This window comes from Marinobacter sp. V032, from assembly GCF_052645435.1.
This window is the reverse complement of the sequence record NZ_JBQXYE010000001.1, coordinates 993,103-1,017,828: the sequence shown is the minus strand read 5'-3', so window position 1 is coordinate 1,017,828 and position 24,726 is coordinate 993,103. Positions and strand designations below refer to the sequence as shown.

The 24,726-nt window shown below is 56.7% G+C and carries 20 protein-coding genes; 13 read left to right on the top strand and 7 right to left on the bottom strand.

The features are described 5' to 3' along the window. Positions 1-7: 7 nt before the first annotated feature. The 6 genes from ACUN9X_RS04670 to ACUN9X_RS04645 all read left to right on the top strand — a co-directional run bounded on the left by ACUN9X_RS04670 (position 8) and on the right by ACUN9X_RS04645 (position 8,010). Positions 8-1,336: a PelD GGDEF domain-containing protein gene (locus tag ACUN9X_RS04670; RefSeq protein ID WP_445472342.1), complete on the top strand. Its 1,329-nt coding sequence runs from the start codon at positions 8-10 to the stop codon at positions 1,334-1,336. Beyond that, positions 1,326-2,312: a tetratricopeptide repeat protein gene (locus ACUN9X_RS04665; protein WP_260038473.1), complete on the top strand. Its 987-nt coding sequence runs from the start codon at positions 1,326-1,328 to the stop codon at positions 2,310-2,312. Before ACUN9X_RS04670 ends, ACUN9X_RS04665 begins: the two co-directional genes overlap by 11 nt. Continuing rightward, complete coding sequence (pelF, locus tag ACUN9X_RS04660) at positions 2,309-3,829, top strand: GT4 family glycosyltransferase PelF (protein ID WP_445472341.1); 1,521 nt, start codon at positions 2,309-2,311, stop codon at positions 3,827-3,829. The genes ACUN9X_RS04665 and pelF overlap by 4 nt, the downstream gene beginning before the upstream one ends. Beyond that, positions 3,829-5,205, top strand: a complete 1,377-nt coding sequence (gene pelG / locus ACUN9X_RS04655) for an exopolysaccharide Pel transporter PelG (RefSeq protein WP_260038475.1) — start codon at positions 3,829-3,831, stop codon at positions 5,203-5,205. The genes pelF and pelG overlap by 1 nt, the downstream gene beginning before the upstream one ends. A gap of 92 nt (positions 5,206-5,297) precedes the next feature. Continuing rightward, entirely contained in the window at positions 5,298-6,581 is a 1,284-nt protein-coding gene (locus ACUN9X_RS04650; protein ID WP_445472340.1) for a glycerophosphodiester phosphodiesterase family protein, read from the top strand. Between the two features lie 157 nt (positions 6,582-6,738). Next, the gene (locus ACUN9X_RS04645) at positions 6,739-8,010 is read left to right on the top strand and encodes a D-amino acid dehydrogenase (RefSeq protein WP_445472339.1); all 1,272 of its coding nucleotides are present in this window, start codon (positions 6,739-6,741) and stop codon (positions 8,008-8,010) included. A gap of 149 nt (positions 8,011-8,159) precedes the next feature. Here the strand turns inward: ACUN9X_RS04645 and ACUN9X_RS04640 are convergent, their stop codons facing one another. From ACUN9X_RS04640 to cysZ, 5 genes are all read right to left on the bottom strand, one after another. Then, on the bottom strand, positions 8,160-8,366 hold the full coding sequence (locus tag ACUN9X_RS04640) for a cold-shock protein (RefSeq protein ID WP_260038478.1): 207 nt from the start codon (positions 8,364-8,366) through the stop codon (positions 8,160-8,162). 262 nt (positions 8,367-8,628) lie between these two features. Continuing rightward, complete coding sequence (gene crcB, locus ACUN9X_RS04635; protein WP_445472338.1) at positions 8,629-9,018, bottom strand: fluoride efflux transporter CrcB; 390 nt, start codon at positions 9,016-9,018, stop codon at positions 8,629-8,631. A 187-nt stretch (positions 9,019-9,205) separates the two neighbouring features. Next, positions 9,206-11,653, bottom strand: a complete 2,448-nt coding sequence (locus ACUN9X_RS04630; RefSeq protein ID WP_445473181.1) for an acyl-CoA dehydrogenase — start codon at positions 11,651-11,653, stop codon at positions 9,206-9,208. 320 nt (positions 11,654-11,973) lie between these two features. Continuing rightward, the gene (rapA, locus tag ACUN9X_RS04625) at positions 11,974-14,877 is read right to left on the bottom strand and encodes an RNA polymerase-associated protein RapA (RefSeq protein WP_445472337.1); all 2,904 of its coding nucleotides are present in this window, start codon (positions 14,875-14,877) and stop codon (positions 11,974-11,976) included. Positions 14,878-14,901: 24 nt separating this feature from the next. Then, a complete protein-coding gene (gene cysZ, locus ACUN9X_RS04620; RefSeq protein ID WP_260038480.1) occupies positions 14,902-15,675 on the bottom strand; it encodes a sulfate transporter CysZ in 774 nt (257 codons plus the stop codon). A gap of 71 nt (positions 15,676-15,746) precedes the next feature. Between cysZ and ACUN9X_RS04615 the strand changes: the two genes are divergently transcribed. Next, entirely contained in the window at positions 15,747-16,181 is a 435-nt protein-coding gene (locus tag ACUN9X_RS04615) for a VanZ family protein (protein WP_445472336.1), read from the top strand. Between the two features lie 499 nt (positions 16,182-16,680). On the opposite strand, the gene ACUN9X_RS04610 is transcribed toward ACUN9X_RS04615, so the two are convergent. Further along, positions 16,681-17,343 (bottom strand): class I SAM-dependent methyltransferase, encoded by a 663-nt coding sequence (locus ACUN9X_RS04610; protein WP_445472335.1) that lies wholly within the window; start codon positions 17,341-17,343, stop codon positions 16,681-16,683. A 156-nt stretch (positions 17,344-17,499) separates the two neighbouring features. On the opposite strand from ACUN9X_RS04610, the gene mnmH reads away from it, so the two are divergent. The 5 genes from mnmH to ACUN9X_RS04585 all read left to right on the top strand — a co-directional run bounded on the left by mnmH (position 17,500) and on the right by ACUN9X_RS04585 (position 22,395). Then, positions 17,500-18,615 (top strand): tRNA 2-selenouridine(34) synthase MnmH, encoded by a 1,116-nt coding sequence (gene mnmH, locus ACUN9X_RS04605; RefSeq protein WP_445472334.1) that lies wholly within the window; start codon positions 17,500-17,502, stop codon positions 18,613-18,615. Between the two features lie 297 nt (positions 18,616-18,912). Beyond that, positions 18,913-19,752, top strand: a complete 840-nt coding sequence (locus ACUN9X_RS04600) for a mechanosensitive ion channel family protein (RefSeq protein WP_260038484.1) — start codon at positions 18,913-18,915, stop codon at positions 19,750-19,752. A 258-nt stretch (positions 19,753-20,010) separates the two neighbouring features. After that, entirely contained in the window at positions 20,011-20,517 is a 507-nt protein-coding gene (locus tag ACUN9X_RS04595) for an aminoacyl-tRNA deacylase (protein WP_260038485.1), read from the top strand. Between the two features lie 94 nt (positions 20,518-20,611). Further along, the gene (locus ACUN9X_RS04590) at positions 20,612-21,919 is read left to right on the top strand and encodes an FAD-dependent oxidoreductase (RefSeq protein WP_445472333.1); all 1,308 of its coding nucleotides are present in this window, start codon (positions 20,612-20,614) and stop codon (positions 21,917-21,919) included. A 110-nt stretch (positions 21,920-22,029) separates the two neighbouring features. Then, positions 22,030-22,395 carry a histidine triad nucleotide-binding protein gene (locus tag ACUN9X_RS04585; protein WP_260038487.1) on the top strand — a complete coding sequence of 122 codons (366 nt, stop codon included), beginning with the start codon at positions 22,030-22,032 and terminating at the stop codon, positions 22,393-22,395. Positions 22,396-22,475: 80 nt separating this feature from the next. Here the strand turns inward: ACUN9X_RS04585 and ACUN9X_RS04580 are convergent, their stop codons facing one another. Then, entirely contained in the window at positions 22,476-22,892 is a 417-nt protein-coding gene (locus ACUN9X_RS04580) for a GFA family protein (protein ID WP_445472332.1), read from the bottom strand. Between the two features lie 488 nt (positions 22,893-23,380). Here ACUN9X_RS04580 and ACUN9X_RS04575 point away from each other — a divergent pair, with 488 nt between their 5' ends. After that, entirely contained in the window at positions 23,381-24,676 is a 1,296-nt protein-coding gene (locus ACUN9X_RS04575; RefSeq protein WP_260038489.1) for a maltoporin, read from the top strand. Positions 24,677-24,726 lie beyond the last annotated feature (50 nt).

The following is a 24,726-nucleotide window of genomic DNA, read 5'->3' as shown; positions in this document are numbered from 1 at the left end:
CACACTCATGGATGCACCGGATAACAGCAGCAGTCGCGGGACGCGGGTAAGTCTGCCGCTGCGATGGATCGAAACGCTGATCATCACGGGGTTCTGCTTTGCGCTGGGCGCCTGGAATCAGCCGGACGATCCATTTTACATTACCGGCAATTTCCCCTGGCCGATGGTTGGCCCGATACTGGTCGCCTTACGCTATGGCTTTTTCATGGCGCTGGTATCGTCCATCCTGATCGTCGCAGGGCTGGGTTTTTACCTTCGGTTCACCCCCGGCATTGAAACTGCATTTCCTTTATCCTGGGCTGTGGGCGTGCTGGGGCTGAGCCTGGTTGCCGGTGAGTTTCGGGACTACTGGGAACGCCGCCGCTCCCAGCTTGAGGCATCCAACGCCTATCGTGAATCACGGCTTGATGAGTTCACCCGCAGCTACTATCTGCTCAAGGTCTCCCACGACCGACTTGAGCAACAGCTTGCAGGCAGCTCACGCAGCCTTCGGGAGGCGCTGCGACGCCTCTACAGCGAACTGGACGACGACATTGACCCCGGCATTTCAAAGGCCCGGGCCAATGCCATGCTGCAACTGCTGGTGCGCTATGGTCAGATTCAGACGGCAGCAATCTACCCGATTGAACAGGGTAAGCCCCTCGATACGCCACTGGCCTCAGTGGGCAAGGTTTCCAGCCTGCCACTTCAGGATCCATTGCTACAGCACGCGCTTATCGAGCGAAAACTGATTTCGATTCAGACCGAGTACCGCTCGCGACAGGCGGACATGGACACGCCATACCTGGCGGTGATCCCCATGATTGATGCGGACGGCCACTTCCAGGCGATCTGTGCGATCGAGGCCATGCCTTTCTTTAATTTCGAGAGTAAAACCCTGCGCTTCCTTGCGATTCTTGCCGGTCATATGGCAGACATGATCAGCGAACAGGATGCCTCGGTCGCAACAGAAGATGTGGCTCGCCGCAGCTTCAATCATCACCTTGCACGGGTCGCCCGGGACGCTGAACAGCACCAGCTGCCCTCCGCTCTGCTATCGCTTCGAATGCCCGTGTCCATACGATCCCAGCAGGTGTCTGAGCACATCAAACGGATTCGCCGGGGTCTGGACCTGATTTACGAGACCGAGGCTGATAACCGGCATCACATCATGGTGCTCATGCCGCTTACCGATGAACTGGGGCTGGCCGGCTACGTGCAACGCCTCGAAGACGAGTTCCGGGCCCACCTGGGGATTCACCTCAACGACGACGAGTTCCAGCTCCGTACGCTACGGATCACCCAGCGGGATCAGGCCGAAATCTGGGTCGAGGAGGCCTTGCGCAATGGCCACTAACTGGCTCATCGCCCCGGCTATTGCGTTTGAGGCAGGCGGCATCGCGGCACTGTTTTCACCACTGACCGGCTGGAGTCAACTGGCGGCCTACCTGGTACCCCACGCGATTGCCTGCGCGCTGTTTGCCCTGGTTCTGACCTGGCTTTTGCCCGCACGCTATCGCGGCCAGTCGCTGCGTGCGGTGCTGTTTCTGTTCACCTTACAGTTTGCCGTGCCGTTACTCGGAATACTGGGCGTGGTTGTCGGGATATTGCTGGCACTCTACCTGCCGCGTTCCGAGAGGGAGGTCCCATGGCAGGAAACCGACATCCCCGAACTGCCCTTCCGCCCCATCGATATGGGGGTCCAGATGGTCTATAGCCAGGGCGGTCTGCGGCAGATTCTGCGCGAGGCGAGCGATCCGGACAAACGTTTGAAAGCCCTTATCGCAACCCGGCAAATGCCTGACCGGGAGGCTATCGGCATTCTCCGCGAAGCACTGAAAGACAAAGTTGATGATGTGAGGCTATTGGCTTACTCGATGCTCGAACAAAAAGAGAAGGCACTGACCCAGCGGGCCGGAAGGCTGCAACATGCCCTTCGTACCGCAACCGACGACGAATCATTGGGCATCCAGCGGCGACTGGCACAGGTATGGTGGGAGATGTCCTATCTGGGGCTTGCCCAGGGCGGCCTGCGCACCCACTTCCTCGACAGTGCAGGCAATACATTACAACGGCTGATTGCCCGTCGCCCCCAGCACAACGACTGGCGACTGCTGGGCCGTATCGAACTGGAACGGGGCAATCTGGAGGCGGCAGAAAGCGCTTTTAAAGCCGCTATTGAGCGAGGCGCGCCTAAAGACCTGATCCTCCCCTACCTGGCAGAAACGGCGTTTTTACAACACAACCATGCCGATGTCAGACGCTATCTTGCAGAATGCTCCCGATCGCCCGGCAACCCGGCAATCAATACGCTGGCGGAGGCCTGGTTATGAAACCCCAACCCGAAGCCACTGAATACAAGGCCGACATTGCCCTTTTACTCGAAGGCACCTATCCCTTTATCCGGGGCGGTGTGTCGTCATGGGTGCATCAGATCATCACCGGTCTGCCCGAATACACCTTCGCACTGATTTTTCTGGGTGGTGAGCGAGGACACTATGGCGAGCAACAATATGTCTTGCCGGATAACGTCACTCACCTCGAATGCCATTACCTGATGGATGCCAATACCGAGGGCCACCCCACGCCACGCAAAGGCAATGCAAAAGCCTTTGATGCCCAACGCTCTCTACATGACCAGTTCAAATCGGGCACCCCGGTACCGCCGGAAATCATGCATCAGGTTTTCTCCGACCTGGGGAGGCCCGAAGGCATCAGCAAGGAAGACTTCCTGTACAGCATGCAAAGCTGGGACATGATCGACGACAGTTATCGGAAGTACTGCACCGAGCCTTCCTTTGTCGATTATTTCTGGTCGGTTCGGATCATGCACGCGCCTCTGTTCCAGCTTGCTGAAGTCGCCCGCAACATGCCCAAAGTGCGGATGCTGCATTCGATCTCAACGGGCTATGCCGGACTACTGGGCACCCTCGCGAGCGAGCAACGCGGCATTCCCTACGCGCTATCCGAACACGGCATCTATACCAAGGAACGCAAAATTGACCTGTCCCAGGCGCAATGGATTCATGATCCTACCGATCAGGTCAGCGGCACACTGAATGAACAGGTCGGCTATATCCGGCAATTGTGGATCCGCTTCTTCGAGGCACTGGGCCGGCTGACGTACCAGAAGGCAGATCCTATCGTCGCCCTGTATCAGGGCAACCGCCTGCGGCAGCTTCAGGATGGCGCCCCGGAAGCACCCACCCGCATCATTCCCAACGGCATTGACCCCGGCCGTTTTGTCGAGGTTCGCAAGTCACGACCGCAGGCTATCCCCAAGGTACTGGGACTGGTCGGCCGGGTGGTGCCGATCAAGGACATCAAGACGTTTATCCGGGCAATGCGTACCGTGTGTTCAGAAGTCGAAGGTGCCGAGGGCTGGATTGTCGGGCCGGAAGATGAAGATGAAACCTACGTGCAGGAATGCAAGGAGCTGGTGAACAGCCTTGGACTTCAGGACAAGGTGAAATTTCTCGGCTTTCAGAACGTCAATGACATCCTGCCAAAACTGGGGCTGATGGTACTGACATCCATTTCAGAAGCCTTGCCGCTGGTTATTCTCGAAGCTCACGCAGCCGGCTTGCCCTGCTTGGCAACCGATGTGGGCGCTTGCCGCGAATTGCTTGAAGGGGCATCCCCTGAAGATCGAGCCCTTGGCGCGAGTGGCGCCGTCGTTCCCATTGCCGATCCTGAAGCCACAGCCCGTGAAGCCATTCGGCTGCTCAATGATCCCGAGTTATGGCATCAGGCCCAGGCCTCGGGTATGGCCAGAGTCGAGGCGTTCTACACGCTGGACAGCATGTTTGATGCCTACCGCGATATCTACAAGCAAGGAGTCAAGCACTAATGGCCGGCATTGGTTTTGAGATCCGTCGCATTCTGCGCCGCGAGAGCTTCCTGAACCTGCTGGAAGCCTATGGCCTTGCCGGCATTATCAGCTCCGGCCCCTGGGTCTTGTCGGTATTGGGCGTCATGCTGATCGGTATCATCAGCATCAACCTGACTGAGCCGGATATATTGATCATCCAGTTCCTGGTGTCGGTCACCTACCTGATGGCGTCCTCGCTGGTGTTATCGGGTATCTTTCAGCATGTATTCACCCGCTGGGTGGCCGATCGGCTCTATTCCAAACAGAACGGGCTTATTTTGCCCAATCTGATGGGGCTGATCTGGGTCACAACCTTGCTGGCATTATTAATCGGCGGCGCTGTTGCCGGCCTGTGGCTGCGCGATACCGGCCTGCTTTACCAGCTGCTGATGATCGCCAACTTTGTGGTGCTCTGTAATCTCTGGCTGGTGACGATCTTCCTGTCCAGCATGAAATCCTATCGCCGTATCGTGATCCTGTTTGCGCTGGGGTATGCCACTGCCGTAGTAGCGTCCACCCAGCTTGCGCCCTGGGGTTTGGAAGGCCTGCTCGGCGGTATCTTGCTGGGGCATAGCCTGCTGTTTTTCAGCTTCTTCTACACCATTATTCGCCAATATCCGGGCGACAATTTTATCGCGTTCGACTTTCTGCAGCGCTCACAGATCTATCCCTCCCTGATCTTCACCGGGCTACTTTTCAATGCCGCGGTCTGGGCAGACAAGTTCATATTCTGGTTCCATCCGGACACTTCCCAACAGGTTATCGCCAGCCTGCGCGCCTCGGTGATCTACGACTTGCCGATCTTTCTGGCCTACCTGTCGATCATCCCCGGGATGGCAGTGTTTCTGGTGCGAATGGAAGCCGATTTCGCTGAAGCCTACGATCGCTTCTACACCGCGGTGCGCGAAGGCGACACGCTGGAGCGGATCAACCGATTCCGGGACGAGATGGTGCTTATCGCCCGCAACGGTATCTACGAAATTTTCAAGGTTCAGGGGCTGACGGTGATCGTATTGTTCCTGTGGGGGCCTGAAATTCTGGCGGCCATTGGCATCTCGCCGCTTTATCTTCCGCTGTTCCAGATAGATCTGGTCGCGGTTGCCATCCAGCTACTGCTGCTGGCTATCCAGAATGTACTGTTCTACCTTGATGCCAGAGGTATCAACGTAACGCTCTGCGCGCTGTTTTTTGTGAGCAACATCGTCTTCACCCTGATTACCATCGGGCTGGGTGCCTCGTTTTACGGATACGGGTTTGCGGGCGCCGCGCTGATTTCAGCGCTCACCGGCCTGTTTCTGTTGTCCCGGAAGTTCGACCGACTGGAGTACGAAACATTTATGTTGCAGGGACGTTAGTGTTCCGCCCGCCCTTTTTTTCATCGGAAGGTCACTGCATCGTCATGGATTAGCTCCAGACTGAACGCCCCCTTCAAAAAAAGGATTTTACGATGAAAACTGCGTTTAAATGGCTGTTACCCCTATCAGCCCTGATGATCCTCCTGGGCAGCACTCAGGTGTATGCCGGAGAAGGAAAAGACAACAAAGGTCACGACAAGCACCATCACAACGATAAACACCATCGCCATCATGATGTCATTCAGGTGGGGCCACGCCCGTATTTTCTGGTAAATGATATGGACGATGGCCCGCTCAAGAAGAAACTGCAGTCTTGCCGGGTTGACGAATTCAGACGTACCGATCTGTCCATCGCCCACCGGGGTGCCCCGATGCAGTTTCCCGAGCATACCCGCGAATCCTATATCGCAGCTGCACGAATGGGCGCAGGCATTGTCGAATGTGATGTGGCATTCACCAAGGACCGCGAACTGGTCTGCCGCCACGCCCAGAACGACCTTCACACCACCACCAATATCGTGACAATCCCCGAGCTGAACGCCAAGTGCACCCAGCCATTCCAGCCCGCCAACCCCGCAACAGGCACACCCGCAGAGGCCGAATGCCGCACCAGCGATATCACACTCGCCGAATTCAAGCAGTTACGCGGCAAGATGGACGGGTTTAATCCGGATGCAACAACGCCCGAGGAATACCTGCAGGGCACCGCTGACTGGCGCACCGATCTGTATGCCACAAACGGCACGCTGATGACCCATAAGGAAAGCATCGAACTGTTCAGTAAACTCGGTGTGAAATTCACTCCCGAGCTGAAAACCCCGGTCGTCGAAATGCCCTATGAGGGCGATTACACCCAACAGGACTACGCCCGCCAGCTAATCGCCGAATACGAGGATGCGGGTATTGACCCTGCTGAAGTATGGCCGCAATCCTTTGAGCTTGATGACGTGCTTTACTGGATTAATAATACCCCGGCTTTCGGCCAACAGGCCGTGTTCCTCGACCAGCGTCCAAACTCCGAAGACACGGCCTCGGCGGCCTACATGCATTCTCTGACGCAACAGGGCGTGAAAGTTGTCGCTCCCGCTTTGTGGAAGCTGCTGGCACTGGACCCACGCGGTGACATCGTACCGTCTGATTACGCAGTTAACGCAAAAGCGGCGGGTCTCGATATGATTGCCTGGAGCATGGAGCGCAGCGGCCCACTGGCAACGGGCGGCGGCTGGTATTACCAGACCGTGAATGACGCCATCAACAACGACGGCGACATGCTGACAGTGATCGATGTGTTAGTCCGCGAGGTGGGTGTTGTGGGCATATTCTCCGACTGGCCGGCGACCGTGACCTATTATGCGAATTGCATGAAACGCCGCTAAAGCCTGCAGCCCACATCACGCTCAATGCCCCTCAAATGAGGGGCATTTTCCCCTTTCTCTCCCAAAACCCTTCGGTAAATACCCACCCCCGATTTCTTGACGCAGGGGACGACACCCTCTGTTATAGGGGATTGGCAATTCGGAACCGGGGGAAGCTATGCACGTTGTTGTTATTGGTGCAGGTGTAGTCGGCGTCACAACCGCCTGGGCACTGCAAAAACGGGGACATCAGGTCACCGTTATTGAGCGCCAGAGCGGCGCGGGACAGGAAACCAGCAGAGGCAATGCCGGTCAGCGTTCCTATGGCGTGGTGTATCCATGGGCATCATCCGCCATGGTGCGCAAAGCACTACCCTGGCTACTGGAGAAAGATGGGCCGCTCAAGATGCGTTTGCCGCCATCGCTGGATACCCTGCGGTTTTTGCTGTCAACGCTGCGCTACGCCTATGCGCCGGGAACTTTCGGCCTGAACAAGCGCACCATGCTGCGGTTAGGCATACAGAGCCAGCGCTGCTTCAAAGAGCTGGAGAGTGAGCTGACGCTCGACTTTGACGGTGATCACGCCGGCCTGCTTCACCTCGCCAGCACCCCGGCCACGCTCGCTGAATATCGTGACACTGCGGTTCTGCTCAATGAAATGGGCATTGAGCATCAACTGCTCAGCCCCGAAGAAGTGCGCGAGGTGGAGCCGGGAATGCAGGGCAATGGACCACTGTACGGCGCGTTACGCTACTCCACCGATGGCACCGGCGATTGTCATCTGTTTTCCCGGGCGCTGGCAAAAGCCTGCGCAGACCAGGGTGTGGAATTCCGCTACAACACCAGTGTCCGGCACCTGTTGGCAGACTACCGTCGTGTTCACGCTATTGAGCTGGATTCGGCAGATGGAGAACAGGAAACGCTGGCAGCCGATGCCGTCGTATTATCGGCGGGTTGCTGGTCACCGGAACTGGCAAAACCTCTAGGCATGCGACTCCCGATTTATCCCGTTAAGGGGTATTCGCTTACCGCGCCGCTGGTCGACCCGTCCAGGGCCCCCGTGTCCACTGTTCACGATGACAATTTCAAGGTGGTCTCAACCCGTTTGGGTGATCGGCTGCGGGCTACCGGCTTCGTTGAACTGGCTGATTTCGATCGTTCTATTCCCGAGTCACGACTGGCCACCATTCGCAAATCGGTAGCCTCCCGCTTCCCGGGAGCCGCCGATTTGTCAGCCGCAACAACCTGGACAGGCTTTCGCCCCATGACGCCTGACGGCCCGCCTATTATCGGCAAGGGCACCCGGGATAATCTGTTCCTCAATACCGGCCACGGCACCTTTGGCTGGACGCTCTCGGCGGGCAGTGCCGAACTGATCGCCCAGCTGATTGATGGTCAACAACTGTCGATGGATCTGGATGGTTTTCGGCCGGGGCGCTTTAGTGAGTAGTAGAAACTGAATCCACCCTATGCCGCAACACAAGAGTCCGCGCTCTACGCGACATTCAAAGCGGACAAAAAAAAGCAGCCCGAGGGCTGCTTTTTTGTTACACCGTTTGTGGCTCAACCGAGCCACGCAGGTGAGACGGCAGTTGCTATTTACAGAGCAACAACGTTCTCAGCCTGAGGACCTTTCTGGCCCTGGGTAACAGTGAACTCGACCTGCTGGCCTTCAGCCAGGGTCTTGAAGCCTGAACCTGTGATAGCGCTGTAGTGAACGAACACGTCAGGGCCGCTTTCACGAGTGATGAAGCCAAAGCCTTTTGTTTCATTAAAGAACTTAACGGTACCGGTCTCTGTAGACATAACTTTCTTTCCTGTAATCATCAATATTTGAAATTGCCCGTAGGCGGTGTTCGGAAATGCAGGACTCGCTTAATCAAAAACAGGACGATGCACTACAAACTACAGAGGGATACGTCTTATTAATGAAATGCTTTGCTGAACCTTTCCAACAGTTTCCACTCTACCTCTGATTAAAACCCTTGCCAACCGATTTTTGGGGCATAGGTATAACTACTTTTGATCAGTTTTAACGGCTGTTTTCATGCCCCTTCAGAGGGCCCATTCAGCCTCCACGAAAGACGTGAAAACTATAGATTCCCAGCCCCGTCATAAGCAGAGAACCGAACAGGTGCAAAGACATGCCTGCAGCGGCCGCAAGCCAGCGATCACTCTGAAGTGCACCGAACATCTCGAGGGAAAAAGTCGAAAAAGTGGTCAGTGCGCCGCATAGCCCGGTGATGGCAAACAAGCGCCATTCAGGCCCGAGATGCGAGGCCGAACTGAAGTAGCTGATCAGCACCCCCACCAGCCAGGCCCCACTGAGATTTGCCACCAGCGTGCCCAACGGCACTATCGCGCCGTTGGTGTTGAGCCAGAGGCTCAACAGCCAGCGCATGTTGGCACCGATGGCCGCACCCAGACTGATCGCCAGCATGGAAAGAGCAATAGACACTCGACAACTCCTGTTCGCTCAAAAAAGCCGGCGGGGAAACCGGGCGATCACTCTCAGGCACATCAGCAACACCCGGAAAAAGGCATTAAAAAACCCGCAGACACACGCGGTGCGCTGCGGGCTTTCGTCAGCGATTGTTCCACGCCACACCGGTTAGATTAACCAAGGCGGCGTGGTGGCTCAACAATCAGGCTGCATTATGCTGAATGACGGTGTCCTTCTGTTGCGCAAAGGCATCGAAGGCAAAGTCATCTACGGTCAGCATTTCAAGAACACGCCCCTCATAGTCGCGCATGAACTCGGCCTCGTCCTTCGACAGGATATCGGCCTTGAGGGCGGCTTCAACCCGGTCTTCCGGATGCAGGACATCCATCGGAATGTCGCCTTTCGCGTAGGCTTTACCCACTTTGCGGTACAACCCCTCGGCACGCTCGTAATGTTTCAGCAAATCGTTGTACTGGGCAATCGGATTGTCGACCCCACCCTCTTCGGTGGTGGTCCAAGCCGGGCGCAGCAACTTCTCACGCAATGGCGTATCGGTTGAAATAGCCCGAGCCAGCGCACGTGAAACATCGTCATGAGGACGGTCCCAGTTACGACCCAACGGCATGGTGATCGCTTTCAGTGCCCAGGCGACCGGCCGGTTCGGCAGATTCTGGAAGAATTCTTCCAGCGCTGTCTCGATCCGGTTCAGCAGATAACTGAGGCTGTATTCAACCAGCGCCCGCTCACCTTCAACCGGCTGGGTTTCATTCCAGTTTTTCAGAACCATTGAGATCATGTACAGATTTGCCAGCACGTCACCCAGGCGAGCCGAAATCAGCTCGCGCATCTTGAGATCAGAACCCAGTGTGGTCATCGCCGCATCTGCACAGAGACCAAACGCTGAGCTGAAGCGAGATGCCGCCTGAGCGTAACGTCGTGTCACTGAGTCAAACGGTACATCCGGGCGGCCGATACCAAAGGCCTGCGTGAAGGCGCGGGCAGCATTGCCGAAGATCAGACCGGCATGGCTGAAGAAGGCGTCATCGAAGGCATTGATGTCATCATTGTCTTTAGCTGCAAGCTCCTTGAGCACGTACGGATGACAGCGGATCGCACCCTGACCGAAGATCATCAGACTGCGGGTCATGATATTGGCACCCTCTACGGTAATGGAGACGGCAGTACCGCTGAAACCAATGCCCAGATAGTTACGTGGCCCCAGTGTTACCGCCTTACCGCCGTGAACATCCATGGCATCAGTCAATGCCTGACGCTGCATTTCGGTGAGGTGGTATTTGAGAATCGCAGAGGGCACTGAGGGCTTCTCACCGTTATCCACCATATTGGCCGTCTGGTATACAGATGACTGGGCGATATACGTGAGGCCGGCGATACGCGCCAGAGGCTCTTGTACGCCTTCCATTTCCGCAACCGGGGTATTGAACTGGCGGCGCACACGGGTAAAGCCGCCGGCAGTACCCACTGCCGAGGCCGCGGCACCGGCCGCTCCGGAAGGCAGCGTGATACAACGGCCAACCGATAGACACTCAACCAGCATCCGCCAGCCTTCACCGGCCATTTCCGGTCCGCCAATAATGAAGTCGAGCGGGATGAAGACGTCCTTGCCGAAGATCGGGCCGTTCATGAACGGTGAACCGATCGGGCAATGGCGACGACCGATATCCATACCCTTGGTATTCCGCGGAATCAGCGCGCAGGTGATACCGAGATCCTCTTCCCCTTCCAGCAAACCGTCAGGGTCAAACATCCGGAACGCCAGGCCCACCACGGTGGCGATCGGCGCCAGTGTGATCCAGCGTTTTTCGAAGTTCAGGCGCAGGCCCAGCACTTCCTTGCCTTCGTATTCTCCTTTGCAGACGATACCGGTGTCCGGCAGTGCGGTTGCATCAGAGCCGGCACGGGGGCCGGTCAAACCAAAGCAGGGGATTTCCCGACCGTCAGCCAGGCGCGGCAGGTAATGGTCTTTCTGCTCGTCCGTACCATACTTGAGCAACAGTTCGCCGGGGCCGAGCGAGTTCGGCACGCCTACGGAGACCATCAATACCTCGTTCCCCGCCAGACGCTGTAGCACTGCTGACTGGGCTTTGGCAGAGAAACCAAGACCACCGTATTCCTTCGGGATAATCATGCCGAAGAACTTTTCTTTCTTGAGGAATTCCCAGACTTCCGGCGGCAAATCAGCACGCTCCACCGCCACATCCCAGGCGTTGCATTTGCTGATTGCATGTACACACTGGTTATCAACGAACGCCTGTTCCTCATCGGTCAGGCCGTTGTTACGGTTTACCAACAGCTTGTTCCAGTTTGGCTTGCCAGTGAAGATTTCACCGTCCCAGCCAACCGTGCCCGCATCCAGGGCAACTTTCTCAGTGGCCGATACCTTGGGCGCCACCTTCTTGAACATGGCGAACACTCGCGGCGTCAGCCAGGAGCGTCGCAGGCCCGGCAAGCCGCAAACTGCCGTAACAGCAGCCCCGACCAGCAGCACCAGAGCCAGCCAGTTCGATGCGAAAATCAGGGATAACACGCCAAATCCCGCCATAATGGCGATAGCAGGCTTGGCGCCGGCTTCCTGACGCAAAACCATCAGAAGTCCTGCGACTGCAAGCACGAATAAGATAAAAGTCATCATAGGCTTTCTCTGTCTTCCATGTCGTGAAATGGGAATCTGTTACCTGGCGTGGACGATCCGATCGAGTTGCCCGCCATGCTGCCAGGACACTATCTGTCGCCGGATCGGGCTGCTGCTTTAGCCAGCGCGGGAGCAGCCCCGGCCCCTGCCATCTACTACTTTAGGATAACAGGCATTACGCCAAAACTACCGGATTGGATGATTCTGTTCCAGTACATATGTTGCAAACGCGAAAATTGAGACCCGACCCGGAATCATCTTTATATTCAAGGCGCCAGCGCTCTGCCGACACCCTGAATATCGCGACCGCTAACCAATCAGGAGGAGACGATCACTCTGAGGCCGCTCAGCGTCATCTTCGCCCGCGCGATGGCCGCTTCACCAGCTGCCATCTGGGTCTCGAAGAAGCTGATTTCTTCATCCCTGATGGCGGGGTTAACCTTACGCAAGGCTGTCAGGCGGTCAATTTCCGGCTGAATCAGCGCCCTCAGGCTCTCAACTGCCTGGGCCTGCACATCTGCCAACCGGCTCTGTGCAAAGCCTTCCGCATGATCCGCCATGGTTTCCACCTCGGCGCGAATCTGCGGCACCACCTGCTGGGCAGTGCGGCGGCGAATATTGGAACACAACTCATTCAGTCGATCGTGCGGCAGCGCGGCGGACAGGTCCTTACCGCTCACATCCACCAGCAACCTCAGCGGCGCCAGCGGCAGGCAACGTGACAGCTGCAGGCTGTCCGGTGCCGGGCAGTGGAGCGTAAACAGGGTTTCCAGCAGTAAGGTTCCAGGCGGTAAGCCTTTCACTGAAAGACTCGCCAGCGCGGCATTACCCAGCTCAGAATGGGTCATCAGATCCATCACGCCGGTCACCATCGGGTGTTCCCAGCTAAGGAAAGCGATGTCTTCGCGTTCTAGCGCAAATGGCCGATCAAAGGTAACCGTCATGCCTTCGTCGGTCAGCTCCGGAAACTGCCCTGTCAGCATGTGCTCGGTCAGTTTGAGTACGTCGGAATGATCAGTATGGGGCTCGACTTCCACGCCGAAAATATCGAACGCCTCCGTCATATAGTCCTGAAGACCCTGGGACTGTTCTTCATCCTCGATGTTGCCGATTAATTTTTCGGCTTCTGCAGGCCGGCAGGAGTTCAGCTCAATCAACGCGTCACGCCCGGCCTGCAGCAGTTCACGCAAGCGTGAAGACTCTGCACTTGCCGCCTTTACCAGATCATCAAGGCCGGCACCCGGCGATTCAATCTGGCCCTGCCACTGGTCGTACAGTGCCTGCTGCACCGCGACACCCACTGCACAACTGGCTCCGAAGGCGTTAAGTCCTTCGTGGTACCAGCGGTACTGCACTTCCTGGCTGGTCCCTTCAAGGTAGGGCACGTGAATATCAATCACCTCGCCCTGCCCGATCCGGTCAAGACGGCCAATTCGCTGCTCGAGCAGATCCGGATTGGCCGGCAGATCAAACAGCACAAGATGCTGGGCGAACTGGAAATTGCGCCCTTCACTGCCGATTTCGGAACAGATCAGCGCCTGGGCACCCTGTTCGGTCTCAGTGAAATAGGCCGCCGCGCGGTCACGCTCAATCAGGCTCAGGCCTTCATGGAATGCTGTGCTACGAATACCGGCCCGCAGCTGGAGATGATGTTCCAGCGCCATGGCCGTGGTGGCATGCGCACAAATGACGACGACTTTGGCCGGTTTCAGCGCTGTCAGCGTTTTCTCAAGCCAGGTAATTCTTGGATCCTCCGCCAGCCAGACATCGTCAGGCAATCCGGCTTCAGGCGTCAGGCCATCCAGCCCGGTTGCAGCGGATGCTTCGCTGTAGAGTTCTGGACAAGGTAACGGTGACGGCGTCACGCGCCGCTCAGGGAAGCCTTTTACGGCAGCCCGGGTGTTGCGGAACAACACCCGTCCGGTGCCATGACGATCCAGCAGGGTGTCGATCAAGGCCTGCCCCTGATCATCACGCTGGAGCAAAGCCTCTGCCTCGTCACCCAACCACCCCTTGAGCTGTTTGGCATGAGCCTCTGAGACTTTGCCATCGGCCGCCTGCAGCTCGCGCACAATAGTATTGATTTCGGCGTAACGGCTCTCTTCCTGCTCAAACTGGCCCAGGTCATGGAACCGCGCCGGGTCCAGCAGGCGCAGACGGGCAAAGTGACTCGCGACACCCATTTGCTCCGGAGTTGCGGTCAATAGCAGCAGACCGCGGGTGATTTCAGACAAGGCCTCGACCGCCTGATATTCAGGGCTCGCTTCTTCGGGCGACCAGGTCAGGTGATGGGCTTCGTCCACGACCATCAAGTCCCAGCCTGCCGCCACTGCATCGGCGTGCGCCTGGCTATCGTGGGTCAGGAAGTCCAGGCTGCAAATGACCAGCTGGGACTGTTCGAATGGATTCTCTCTGGCGCCGAAACCATCTTCGGTTTCTTCATCTTCGTTGTTCAGCTCTGCGAACATGCTGGCCAGCTCATCAAAACCGGCCGGCATGTCGGGGTCAGATTCGTAACTGCCTGCATCAACAATCGAGAACCGCAGATTGAAGCGACGCAGCATCTCGACCAGCCATTGGTGGACCAGCGAATCAGGCACCACAATTAACGCACGGCCAGCGAGCCCGGTCTGCAGTTGTGCATGCAGAATCAGACCGGCTTCAATGGTTTTGCCCAACCCGACTTCGTCAGCCAGCAACACCCGGGGCGCGTGGCGGCGAGACACTTCACCGGCAATATAAACCTGATGCGGTAAATGGCTGGTACGGGCGCCGATCAGACCTCGAGCAGCCGACAAACGCAGGCGCTCCTGATGCTCCACAGTCGCCATCCGCAAACGGAACGCGCCGTTGCGGTCGAAGCGTCCGGCAAACAGACGCTGCCGGGGGTCGGAAAAACTCACATGCCCACCCAGGCGCACTTCGGAAATCTGCTGCAACTCGCCGGCAGCATCCTCCGCGTGATAGACCAGCACACCATCAAGCTCTTCGACAGCACGTACCGTCAGCGTTTCGTCATCAAACGTCTCGATTTCGTCGCCTATCTGGAACTGTACTCGCGCCAGCGGCGCGTTGTCCGTGGCATAGGTGCGCTCTTCCTCTACCGCAGGGAACCCCAGGGTGACACGGCGACCGGAAACATCGGTGACGATACCGAGCCCGAGAGAGGCATCACTGTGACTTACCCAACGCTGACCAATTACAAAATCCATGCTTCGCATTACCTTTGAACAGAAAACTGAAAACTAGCGACCCCGGCGCACCGCGGGGAGCTCAGTGAAAGACGATTGTTCCCGCACCCAGTAGGCCGTTGCACCACAGACTGCCGCCGGCACAACAAACAGGTTCAGGATCGGCACCATGGCCGCCAATGCGACCGGCAATCCAAAACCCAAGGCAGACAAACGACGCGACGCCAGCCCACTGCGTAACGTATCGAAACTCACCTTGTGATTGTCTGCGGGATAATCAACATACTGAAGCGACATCATCCAGCTGTTGAACAGGAACCAGAGCGCAGCTGCGACCAGATTCACCACCGGAATCAGGCCAATGATAAGGAGAAAAAGCGCTCTTGGAAGATAATAGATGATCTTGCGCACTTCGCGCCCCAGCGAGCGCGGAATATCCCGCACAAGCTGCATCCAGCCCTCATCCGATGCGACTTCCTGACCGGTGAGATGCTTTTCGGTGAGCTCTGCAAGATAGCCGTAGAAAGGCGAACCAATAAGGTTGGCAACAATGACAAAGCCATAGGCCAGCATCAGCAGGATCACCAGGCCGTAGAGCAACCAGAACAGCCAATCCAGCGACTGCAGCCATTGCCAGTCAGGCAGCCATCCCATAGCGGCATCAATCATCGAACCAAAAGCGCCGGCGAGAAAATAGAACAACAACCCGAACAGGAAAATATTGATAACAAGGGGAATAATCACGAAAAGCCGCAAACCGGGCTGGCGAATCAACCGGAACCCCTCACCGAGGTAACCCAGCCCATGAAAGAAATTGCCTTTAAGCATATGCGCCTCCCCGGTTTCCAGGCTGATCCCGACCAGCCTTGTGCTGGCAGAATGTGGCCGCAGAGCATACCATGGCAGGCCATCAGACCATACCGCCCGCTATTCTTCGCAACAAACCCGGACTGCTTTCAATGACGCAACTGTTCCATCGCTTCACCCGTATGACGGCTCTCTGGCGCCTCGCGCTGTTCGGCTCAATGCTGATCATTCTCTGGCTTGCGACGACCCGGCTCGATTATCCAATCCCCTCATCAAGCTGGGACAAACTCAATCATCTGGCGGCATTCATCGAACTCACCATTCTCGCCCGCCTGAGCTGGCCAAAACTGCGCGCTGTCTATGCCGGCCTTGCCATGCTGGCGTATGGTCTGACGATAGAAATAATCCAGGCACCGCTGGCGTACCGGGAATTTTCCCTGCTTGATCTTGTCGCAGATGGTATCGGGGTCATCATTGGCCTCATCCTGATGCTATGGTTCCGACCGGAACCCAAACTCGCCAACTAACGACATTCGCCCATCTCGGTGTGAGATATTTCCTACACGCATGTGCGAAAACACGATTTAATCCCGTAAGCATCGGGGTTATGTCAGACGAGCTGAAATTTAACCCGTTAAAAAATAAGACCTTTCAACTTTGCCGCTCATTAAACGCACAATTTTCAAGACCACCGTCACAAGAAGAAAATACTGAGCTTGGTATAGTGGTCGTGTCAGGACGACAGGGAAAGGACGACACACGGAGTGGTTCCTCGCAGGAAGCGAGGGGAAGCATGGACCAAACGGATTTCCTGCTTAAGGGATCGATTAGTATCGCTGGCTAGGATGCTGGCGAGAAAAAGCATATATAAAGACGGATCCAGGGACCGGATCAGGGAGCAAAGCGACAGGATGTCGCAAATTCGCACGGAGGCGAATACCCGTTCCGACAAAAGGGCAACAGATGTTGCCCTTTTTTTTGCCTGTTTTTCCTGATCTTGCTTGGCGCGTACCTACCCGGATAAATTTATGCGCCGGACACGCGATAGATACGCACCCGATTGAACTCCTCAAATTCGTGCAGATCCGGCCAGGTGCGCCCCTCTTTCACCATTTGCAGCTTATAGCGCTCATCACCAAGATCGCGCACCCGGGAATCCGCCAGTAATACTGAAGGCGCTGCCCTGCAAAAACTGTCCAGTAGCGGACGATTATCCGGGTCATATAGCACATCTGCAGCAGTGACCAGATCAAACTCGCCAGCACGGGCATCCCAGTTATCGCAACATTTCACCTCGACCTGATTGAGCCTGGCATTTGCAACAACCGCCGCCAGCGCGTCACCGTCGATATCGCAGGCGACGACTTCAGCCGCTCCTGCCAGCGCGCAGGCAATGGCCACGACACCTGAACCCGCGCCGAAATCGACCACCCGCTTGCCTGCAACCAAAGCCGGGTTGTCCAGAATGTACTGTGCAAGGATCTGCCCGCTCGCCCAGCAAAACGACCAGTAAGCCGGCTCTGCGACAACAGCCTGGGCTTCATCGTGACTTAACGGCCCTTCCAGGACCGCAGGATCAAACAGAAAGAGTTCAATGGATGGGCAGGCAGCCGGTCGGTTGGCGGCCACCCGGCCCCGACTGAGGGTGCGCCCCATGCGAGCGTTCAAATCATCGTGAGTTTTAGTCATGCCGCATTCTAACCGCCAAACCGCACAAGGTTAATGCAAAACGTCGCGAGCCGCGGCCAGGCCAAACACAGCCGTATTTTGAAAGCCCTGGTCGGACTGAAGAGATGCGGGGCATCAGTTATACTGCCGCCACACTTACTGGCAAACAGACCTTCTATGACGCGCCCGGACACTGACGACTACCTCAAGCTTTTCCTTGACGACGTTCCGCTGATGGATGTGCGTGCCCCTGTGGAGCACCGTAAAGGCGCCTTCCCACTGGCCGAGAACGCACCGCTGATGACGGACGAAGAACGCCACAAGGTCGGCATTCGCTACAAGGAGAAGGGGCAGGATTCGGCCATTGAACTCGGGCACCAGCTGGTTCAGGGGGATACCAAAAGCGAGCGCATCGCTCACTGGACCCGGTTCGCCACCCAGCACCCGGACGGCTATCTGTTCTGCTTTCGTGGCGGCCTGCGATCGCGCCTGACACAGCAGTGGATGAAGGAAGCCGGCATTGATTATCCCTTGGTGAAGGGGGGCTACAAGGCCCTGCGCCGATTCCTCATAGAACAGCTCGAAACCCTGCCGGCGCAATTGCCGATGTTCGTCATCAGCGGTCGGACCGGCACCGGTAAAACCCGACTCCTGCTGGATACCCCCAACCCACTCGATCTTGAAGGAATAGCCAACCACAGGGGTTCAAGTTTTGGTCGCACCCTGATCCCCCAACCTACCCAGATCGATTTTGAAAACCGCGTCGCTATCGACCTGTTAAAAGCCCGTTATCGTCGTGCCGGCCCCATCTTCGTTGAAGATGAAAGCCGTTTGGTAGGCCAGTGTGCTGTCCCCGAACATCTCAGGGAGCAGATGCTCACAGCTCCGCTACTGATTCTTGAAAGCACAATCAAAGAGCGCATCGATATCATCAAGCAGGATTACGTCACGGACATGCTGGAGGCCTATCTTCAGCGGGATGGCGAAGTCGCCGGCTGGCATAATTTTCGCGAATACCTGACCAGCGCACTGGACCGCATCCGGCGCAGGCTCGGAGGCGAACGTCACCAGGAATTACGCGCGGTGATGGTCAATGCACTCGATGCCCAGCAGCAGGGTGACTCGCTGGACGGCCACGACGAGTGGATCGAAATCCTGCTACGGGACTACTACGACCCCATGTACGACTACCAGCTCAGCCATAAAGAGGGCCGCATTGCCATGCGCGGCGACCTGGCCAGCTTGCGGAACTGGGCGAACAACATGCCGGGCCCCATGCGCTCAACATCCTGACCGAATGCATCCAAATGCTCGTTGAACCGTATACGTCCGGCAGGGAAACACTGACCAGCCGGCTTTCGCCTGTGCTTCCCGAGCTTCGGCTTGAAGGAACGCCCGACGAATCGGAGAATGGGTGGAATGCCCCTAACTGATTGAATTGGCGTCGCGCTTCAGTCATCTTTTTCTGCTATAACGAAGTAGACATTTGTAACAACCCACTCAATACCGAAAGCAACGTCAGAGTGCGATGAGGAATCATCTGCCTCAGGCGCTTTTAAAATCAGGAACCCCCCCTTACAAGGAGTCCTCATGGAAAACCTCATGCAAGGCGACGGACAGATCGCCGAACTGGTTCAAATGGCTTACGCCATGGTTATCGCTTACGCCCCCAAAGTGCTGCTGGCCATCATCACACTGATAGTCGGTCTGTGGCTTATAAAGCGGGTGATCGGCGTATTGGACAGAAAGCTCGGAGCCAAAGACCCGACGCTGAACAAGTTCATGTGCGGCCTGATCAGCGCCATCCTCAAGATCATGCTGCTGATCTCGGTCGCTTCGATGGTCGGTATTGAAACGACTTCGTTTATCGCGGTGATCGGTGCTGCCGGCCTGGCCATCGGCCTGGCATTGCAGGGCAGCCTTGGCAACTTTGCCGGCGGCGTGCTGATTCTTATCTTCAAGCCGTTCAAAGTCGGTGACACGATCGAAGCTCAGGGCTTTCTGGGGTCAGTCGTCGAAATCCAGATTCTCTACACCATCATCAACACCTTCGATAACCGCCGTATCGTAATTCCCAATGGCGACCTTTCGAACTCCAGCCTGACGAACCTGAGCGCCTATGAAAACCGCCGCTGCGACATGACGTTCGGGATCGGCTACGGCGACGACATCGACAAGGCAAAGGCAATCTGCAAGCGCCTGATCGAAGAAGATCCCCGTTCGCTGAAAGATCCCGAACCGCTGATCGTTGTCGGCGCACTGGGCGACAGCTCGGTTGACCTGATCGTACGTGCCTGGGTCAAAGCCGGGGATCTCTGGCCGTTTTACTGGGACATGCACGAGCGCGTGAAAAAGGCATTCGATGCCGAGGGCGTATCCATTCCGTTCCCGCAACGCGACATCCACGTTTACGAAACAAAACAGGATTAATACGAAATGGCCCGGCACCCCGCCGGGCCATTTATTTCATAGACTTACATCCGCTCAAACCTACCCGGACGCGGCGTTGCGATACCGGGCATCCCGCACCAGTCGCCATTCACCAAATTGTAATTTCGTCTTCCGCCCTGCCTCTACTATGCTTGCCAATGAAACAGGTGGCTCCCTGCTCAACGGCTCCTGTAACCAGAAATTGTGGTCGATATTGTGCAGGGGTAAGTGCTGTCGCTGCTGGTAGGAGGGTGTCTTATGCCGGTACAGCAATTAAAGGAATTTCTTGATAGTCAGGCAGTCAACTATACCTGCCTATCCCACTCCCCTGCGTTCACTGCGCAGGAACTGTCGCAGCACGCCGGTCTTGGCAGTGGCGAAGTCGTCAAAACCGTCATCATTGAACTGGATGGCAAAATGGCGATGGTGGTGATGCCTGCTACCTGGCGGATACGCTGGGACCAGCTCAGCCGCGTGCTTGACACCGACTTCGTGCAACTTGCGGATGAAGATGAGTTCAAGGATCGCTTTCCGAATTGCGAGGTGGGCGCGATGCCGCCCTTCGGCAACCTGTTCGGGATGACCGTCTACTGTTGCGAAGCCCTGACCACCCAGCCTCAATTGGCATTCCCTGCCGGCAGCCATGGCGAATCCATGCGCATGGCCACCCGGGATTTCCTGCGTCTGGTTTCACCGATGGTCATCAACAAGGGCTTCAAGCGCCCGGATGCTCCCTGCCCGGCCTGGCTGCGCAAAGTGTCCTGAAGCATCGACCGGAACGGACAAAAGAACCGGCAACAGGGTTTGCGACCGACCCCCGCGGCCTCTAATATGAGGCCATTCGAACGGGGAACGGGACATGACGCAAAGTTTTGACGTGATCATTGTAGGGGCCGGCATGGTCGGCGCGGCGCTGGCTAACGGCCTCGCTCAGGCGGGACTGACCGTCGCCCTGCTTGACCGCGAAACCCCCGCGCCATTCGCGCCCGAAGATCCGCCAGACCTTCGGGTGTCGGCGCTCAGTGCCGGCACCGAAACCTATCTGAGCCGCCTTGGCGTCTGGTCCCGCATCAGTGCCATGCGGCTCACGCCCTATCGCCGACTCTCAGTCTGGGACGCCAGCCAACATCCGCTGTCCAACCTGATAACAAAACCACTTGCCAGAACCACATTCGATGCAGCCGATCTCGGTCGGAGGCATCTGGGGCATATCGTCGAAAACCGGGTCACCCAGCGCGCACTCTGGGATCAGGCCGGCAGCGATGAACGGATCACACGGCTTACAGATGTTACCGTGAGTGCGATCGACAATGGTGCAGATGCCGCCACACTGACATTGACCGACGGGCGGACACTGACCGCAGAGGTGCTGGTCGGTGCAGACGGGGCCCGATCCCAGATCCGCCAACTGGCCGGTATCGGCACCACCAGCGATCAGTACGCGCAACAGGCGATGGTGATCAGCGTTCAATACGCCGGTTCACCACAGGACATCACCTGGCAGGCGTTTCATCCCAGCGGGCCTCGCGCATTTTTGCCGCTCCATAGCGCAGAGCCCGATGGTGCAGCAGAACACAGTTGGGGGTCGCTGGTGTGGTACGACACCCCTGCACGCCTCAGCGAACTGAAAGCCTTGCCGGAGGACGCCTTGATCAGCGATATTCAGCGCGCCTTCCCACAGGATTTGCCACCACTGGTCAAGGTGGCCGGCCGCGCCAGTTTTCCGCTGGCTCGTCAGCACGCAAAATCCTATTTCGTGAATCGCGTGGTGCTGGTAGGCGATGCAGCTCATACCATTAACCCGCTGGCCGGTCAGGGCGTGAACCTGGGGTTCCAGGACGCAGAAGCCCTGCAACAGACGCTGGTGGAAGCTCGCCGGGCCGGACAACCACTGGCCACTGCTTCCGGGCTGGCGCATTATCAGTCAGTACGCAAGCCGGCGAACCGGCGCATGATGCTGGCGATGGACCTGTTCTATCACGCATTCAGCAATCAGACACCGCCACTCCATCTGGCCCGCAACATCGGCCTGGCACTCGCCAACTCGCTGCCATTCGCCAAGCAACAGGTGACGCGCTACGCAATGGGTATTGATGCCCAACTGCCGCTGCCGATCCGCCAACTGATCGACCGTGCGCCACGACTACCCTTTATGAATCGCGGCTAGCCAAAGAGAGCGGACGCGGCAAACAGAAACACCTGGTCCCCTCAGCGTTCCCGGACCATAGGCGATAATTCAACGACTGATACCAGCCGTATCACAAGGAGCTTTTCAGTATGGCGGAAACCATTTTCGACAAGATCATCAATCGCGAAATTCCTGCAGACATCGTTTACGAAGACGACATCAGTCTCGCGTTCCGCGACATCAATCCGCAGGCACCGGTACATCTGCTGATTATTCCCAAAAAGCAGATCGCCACTATCAACGACATTGAATCCGGCGATCGCGAACTCGTTGGACATCTGTTTGTGGTGGCCAACAAGCTCGCCAAAGACATGGGCTTTGCCGACGACGGCTACCGCGTGGTGATGAATTGCAACGAGCAGGCCGGCCAGACTGTTTTCCATATTCACCTGCACCTGTTGGCCGGCAAACCTCTGGGCTGGCCGCCGTATACGGACAAGATGAAGCAGGGCTGATAAAGAGGCTCTTTTGGCAGCAACTATCCACTGTAACAGCGCGATGGTGGAGGTTGCCGCCCTTGCCGCTGCAGCCCTGATCAGGGCGTGTACCGGGCAAACACCTCACCTTCGGTCATCTCCGGGGTGATATTGGCAAAACTGTAATATCCGGGTTTACGATCAATAAAGATCTGCGACGTCATCGAAAAACCGGAACCACTTTGAAACAGCCCCGCCGGAATGGCGTACTCGTCAGCACCCTTCAATTTATAGAACAGATGTGTACCACACTCGCTGCAAAAACCACGCTCCGCCCAATCTGACGAATTGTAGACAGTGATATTTTCCAAGCCGAGAAACTGCACGTCGCTGTCACAGTGCACCGCCAGGTAGGGCCCGCCGCCCCATTGCCGACACATACCGCAATGGCATGCTTCAACCGCATCCCGGCGCCCCGCCGTCACTGTAACTTTGCCACACAGACACTGCCCCTCCATACGTTCAAGGTTTTCCATTCCACCCTCCTGCGATCGCTACTTGTTTGAAACGACGAATAACGAAACTGCCATTTCCCCCTCCAATATAGACGCCGTCAGATGCTTGCGCAGGCAAATGCAACTGACCCGCACCGCTTCGGGTTACGCCGGCCGGCGATAATAAAAATCGCAGGTTTCGCGCCACTGTTTTGATTCTCGAACCGGCTTCAAAACTGACGCCCAGCACCCGCTACCGCGGGCTTAAGGTAACGGCACCAGCCCCTTTCCAAAAAAAACTACGTTATTTTGCGTATTTTTTACCCAAATTTTCTTTATTTATACGGTTTTTATATGTAGTTTTACTTTCAATTCTTCAAAGTACGCCCTCGAGGTACTCCCCCGAGGGATCGCTGAAGAATGAGAAAACGCCCGTATCCGCCCGTTGAACAGGGAACCCGAGTTCACTGGTGAAACGAGCCTGCCGCGGCGTCCGAAGTCTATCTAACAACAAAAGCAGGACAGCAATCATGAGCCAGAACAACAAACGTGCCATTCGCAATCACACAAAACTCTCTGTCGCCATCGCGACAGCACTCATTTCCAGCACAGCTTTAGCCGTTGATTTTAAAGGGTATTTCAGGTCAGGAATCGGCTCCACCGTAGGCGGTGGCGACCAGGCGTGCTTCTCCGCCCCCGGCGTTTCGAAATACCGCTTGGGGAACGAGTGCGAGACCTATGCAGAAATTCAATTAGGTGACGAGGTGTTTAGCGAGGGTGACACCAGTTTTTATGTAGATTCGATGATCGCCTATGTGACGAATCAGGAGAATGACGAGGAATTTACCGGCGGGGATGATGCAAATATCGGTGTGCGCCAGTTCAACGTGCAAGGCACCAATGTCATTGAGTCGCTTCCCGGCTCGATGCTGTGGATTGGTAAACGCTACTACAAGCGTCACGATATCCATATCAATGACTTTTACTACTGGGATGTCTCCGGCCCCGGTGCCGGCCTGCAGGACATTGATGTGGGAACGGGCCTGTTGCACGTCGCCTGGACCCGCTCAGCCAATGACGAAACCAGTGACGAAGTAGTGCTGGACCCAAATGACATCAATACCGTTACCAATGACATTATCGATATACGCTGGACCGATCTTCCCGTGAACCCAAACGGCACCCTGGAAATCGGCGTGGACTATGGCCAGGCGAACCTGAACGACGCCCAGGAAGACAAGGGCATCGATGATCAGGACGGCTTCATGGTGACAACCGAGCACCATCAGACGGATTTCTTTGGTGGCTTTAATAAACTGACATTCCAATACGCCACCGACTCACTGGTTCGCAACCTCTCTGCAGGCCTGAATGGCAGCAAAGGGGTCGCCAACAGCAACGCCCTCAATGATGGCGACATGTTCCGGGTCATCGACCATGGCGTGATTCCGATGGGCAGCAGCATGGACATGTTCTATGTCGGCATTTACCAGGATACCAGCATGAAAAACGACACGGGCGCGACCTGGATGTCGCTCGGTGCGCGCCCTACGTATTACTGGTCACAGCGGATGAGCACAGCAGTGGAGATTGGCCTTGATCGCGTATCGCCGGAGGCCGCCGGAGAAGATGACCGGGACCTGCAGAAACTGACCATTGCGCAACAGTGGTCGCCCAGCGCCAAGTTCTTCGCTCGACCGCAACTCAGACTGTTCGCGACTTATGCCAACTGGAACGAAGATGCCTATAACGCCGCCAGCGACTCCATTGGCCCCGACGAGGGTGATGGCCTGACCTTTGGCGCACAAGCCGAGGTGTGGTGGTAACCTCTCAAGCACCTGAAGCCGGAGCAGGCAATCGCGCTCCGGCTTCAGGA

Excerpts from the sequence above, each read along its gene's own strand:
- ACUN9X_RS04615 (WP_445472336.1), top strand. The coding sequence starts at position 15,747 with ATGGCAGGCCATCAGACCATACCGCCCGCTATTCTTCGCAACAAACCC.
- cysZ (WP_260038480.1), bottom strand. The coding sequence starts at position 15,675 with ATGCTTAAAGGCAATTTCTTTCATGGGCTGGGTTACCTCGGTGAGGGG.
- ACUN9X_RS04610 (WP_445472335.1), bottom strand. The coding sequence starts at position 17,343 with ATGACTAAAACTCACGATGATTTGAACGCTCGCATGGGGCGCACCCTC.
- ACUN9X_RS04640 (WP_260038478.1), bottom strand. The coding sequence starts at position 8,366 with ATGTCTACAGAGACCGGTACCGTTAAGTTCTTTAATGAAACAAAAGGC.
- ACUN9X_RS04600 (WP_260038484.1), top strand. The coding sequence starts at position 18,913 with ATGGAAAACCTCATGCAAGGCGACGGACAGATCGCCGAACTGGTTCAA.
- ACUN9X_RS04665 (WP_260038473.1), top strand. The coding sequence starts at position 1,326 with ATGGCCACTAACTGGCTCATCGCCCCGGCTATTGCGTTTGAGGCAGGC.
- mnmH (WP_445472334.1), top strand. The coding sequence starts at position 17,500 with ATGACGCGCCCGGACACTGACGACTACCTCAAGCTTTTCCTTGACGAC.
- ACUN9X_RS04630 (WP_445473181.1), bottom strand. The coding sequence starts at position 11,653 with ATGACTTTTATCTTATTCGTGCTTGCAGTCGCAGGACTTCTGATGGTT.
- ACUN9X_RS04650 (WP_445472340.1), top strand. The coding sequence starts at position 5,298 with ATGAAAACTGCGTTTAAATGGCTGTTACCCCTATCAGCCCTGATGATC.
- ACUN9X_RS04575 (WP_260038489.1), top strand. The coding sequence starts at position 23,381 with ATGAGCCAGAACAACAAACGTGCCATTCGCAATCACACAAAACTCTCT.
- ACUN9X_RS04595 (WP_260038485.1), top strand. The coding sequence starts at position 20,011 with ATGCCGGTACAGCAATTAAAGGAATTTCTTGATAGTCAGGCAGTCAAC.
- ACUN9X_RS04580 (WP_445472332.1), bottom strand. The coding sequence starts at position 22,892 with ATGGAAAACCTTGAACGTATGGAGGGGCAGTGTCTGTGTGGCAAAGTT.
- pelF (WP_445472341.1), top strand. The coding sequence starts at position 2,309 with ATGAAACCCCAACCCGAAGCCACTGAATACAAGGCCGACATTGCCCTT.
- ACUN9X_RS04590 (WP_445472333.1), top strand. The coding sequence starts at position 20,612 with ATGACGCAAAGTTTTGACGTGATCATTGTAGGGGCCGGCATGGTCGGC.
- ACUN9X_RS04670 (WP_445472342.1), top strand. The coding sequence starts at position 8 with ATGGATGCACCGGATAACAGCAGCAGTCGCGGGACGCGGGTAAGTCTG.
- ACUN9X_RS04585 (WP_260038487.1), top strand. The coding sequence starts at position 22,030 with ATGGCGGAAACCATTTTCGACAAGATCATCAATCGCGAAATTCCTGCA.
- rapA (WP_445472337.1), bottom strand. The coding sequence starts at position 14,877 with ATGCGAAGCATGGATTTTGTAATTGGTCAGCGTTGGGTAAGTCACAGT.
- ACUN9X_RS04645 (WP_445472339.1), top strand. The coding sequence starts at position 6,739 with ATGCACGTTGTTGTTATTGGTGCAGGTGTAGTCGGCGTCACAACCGCC.
- pelG (WP_260038475.1), top strand. The coding sequence starts at position 3,829 with ATGGCCGGCATTGGTTTTGAGATCCGTCGCATTCTGCGCCGCGAGAGC.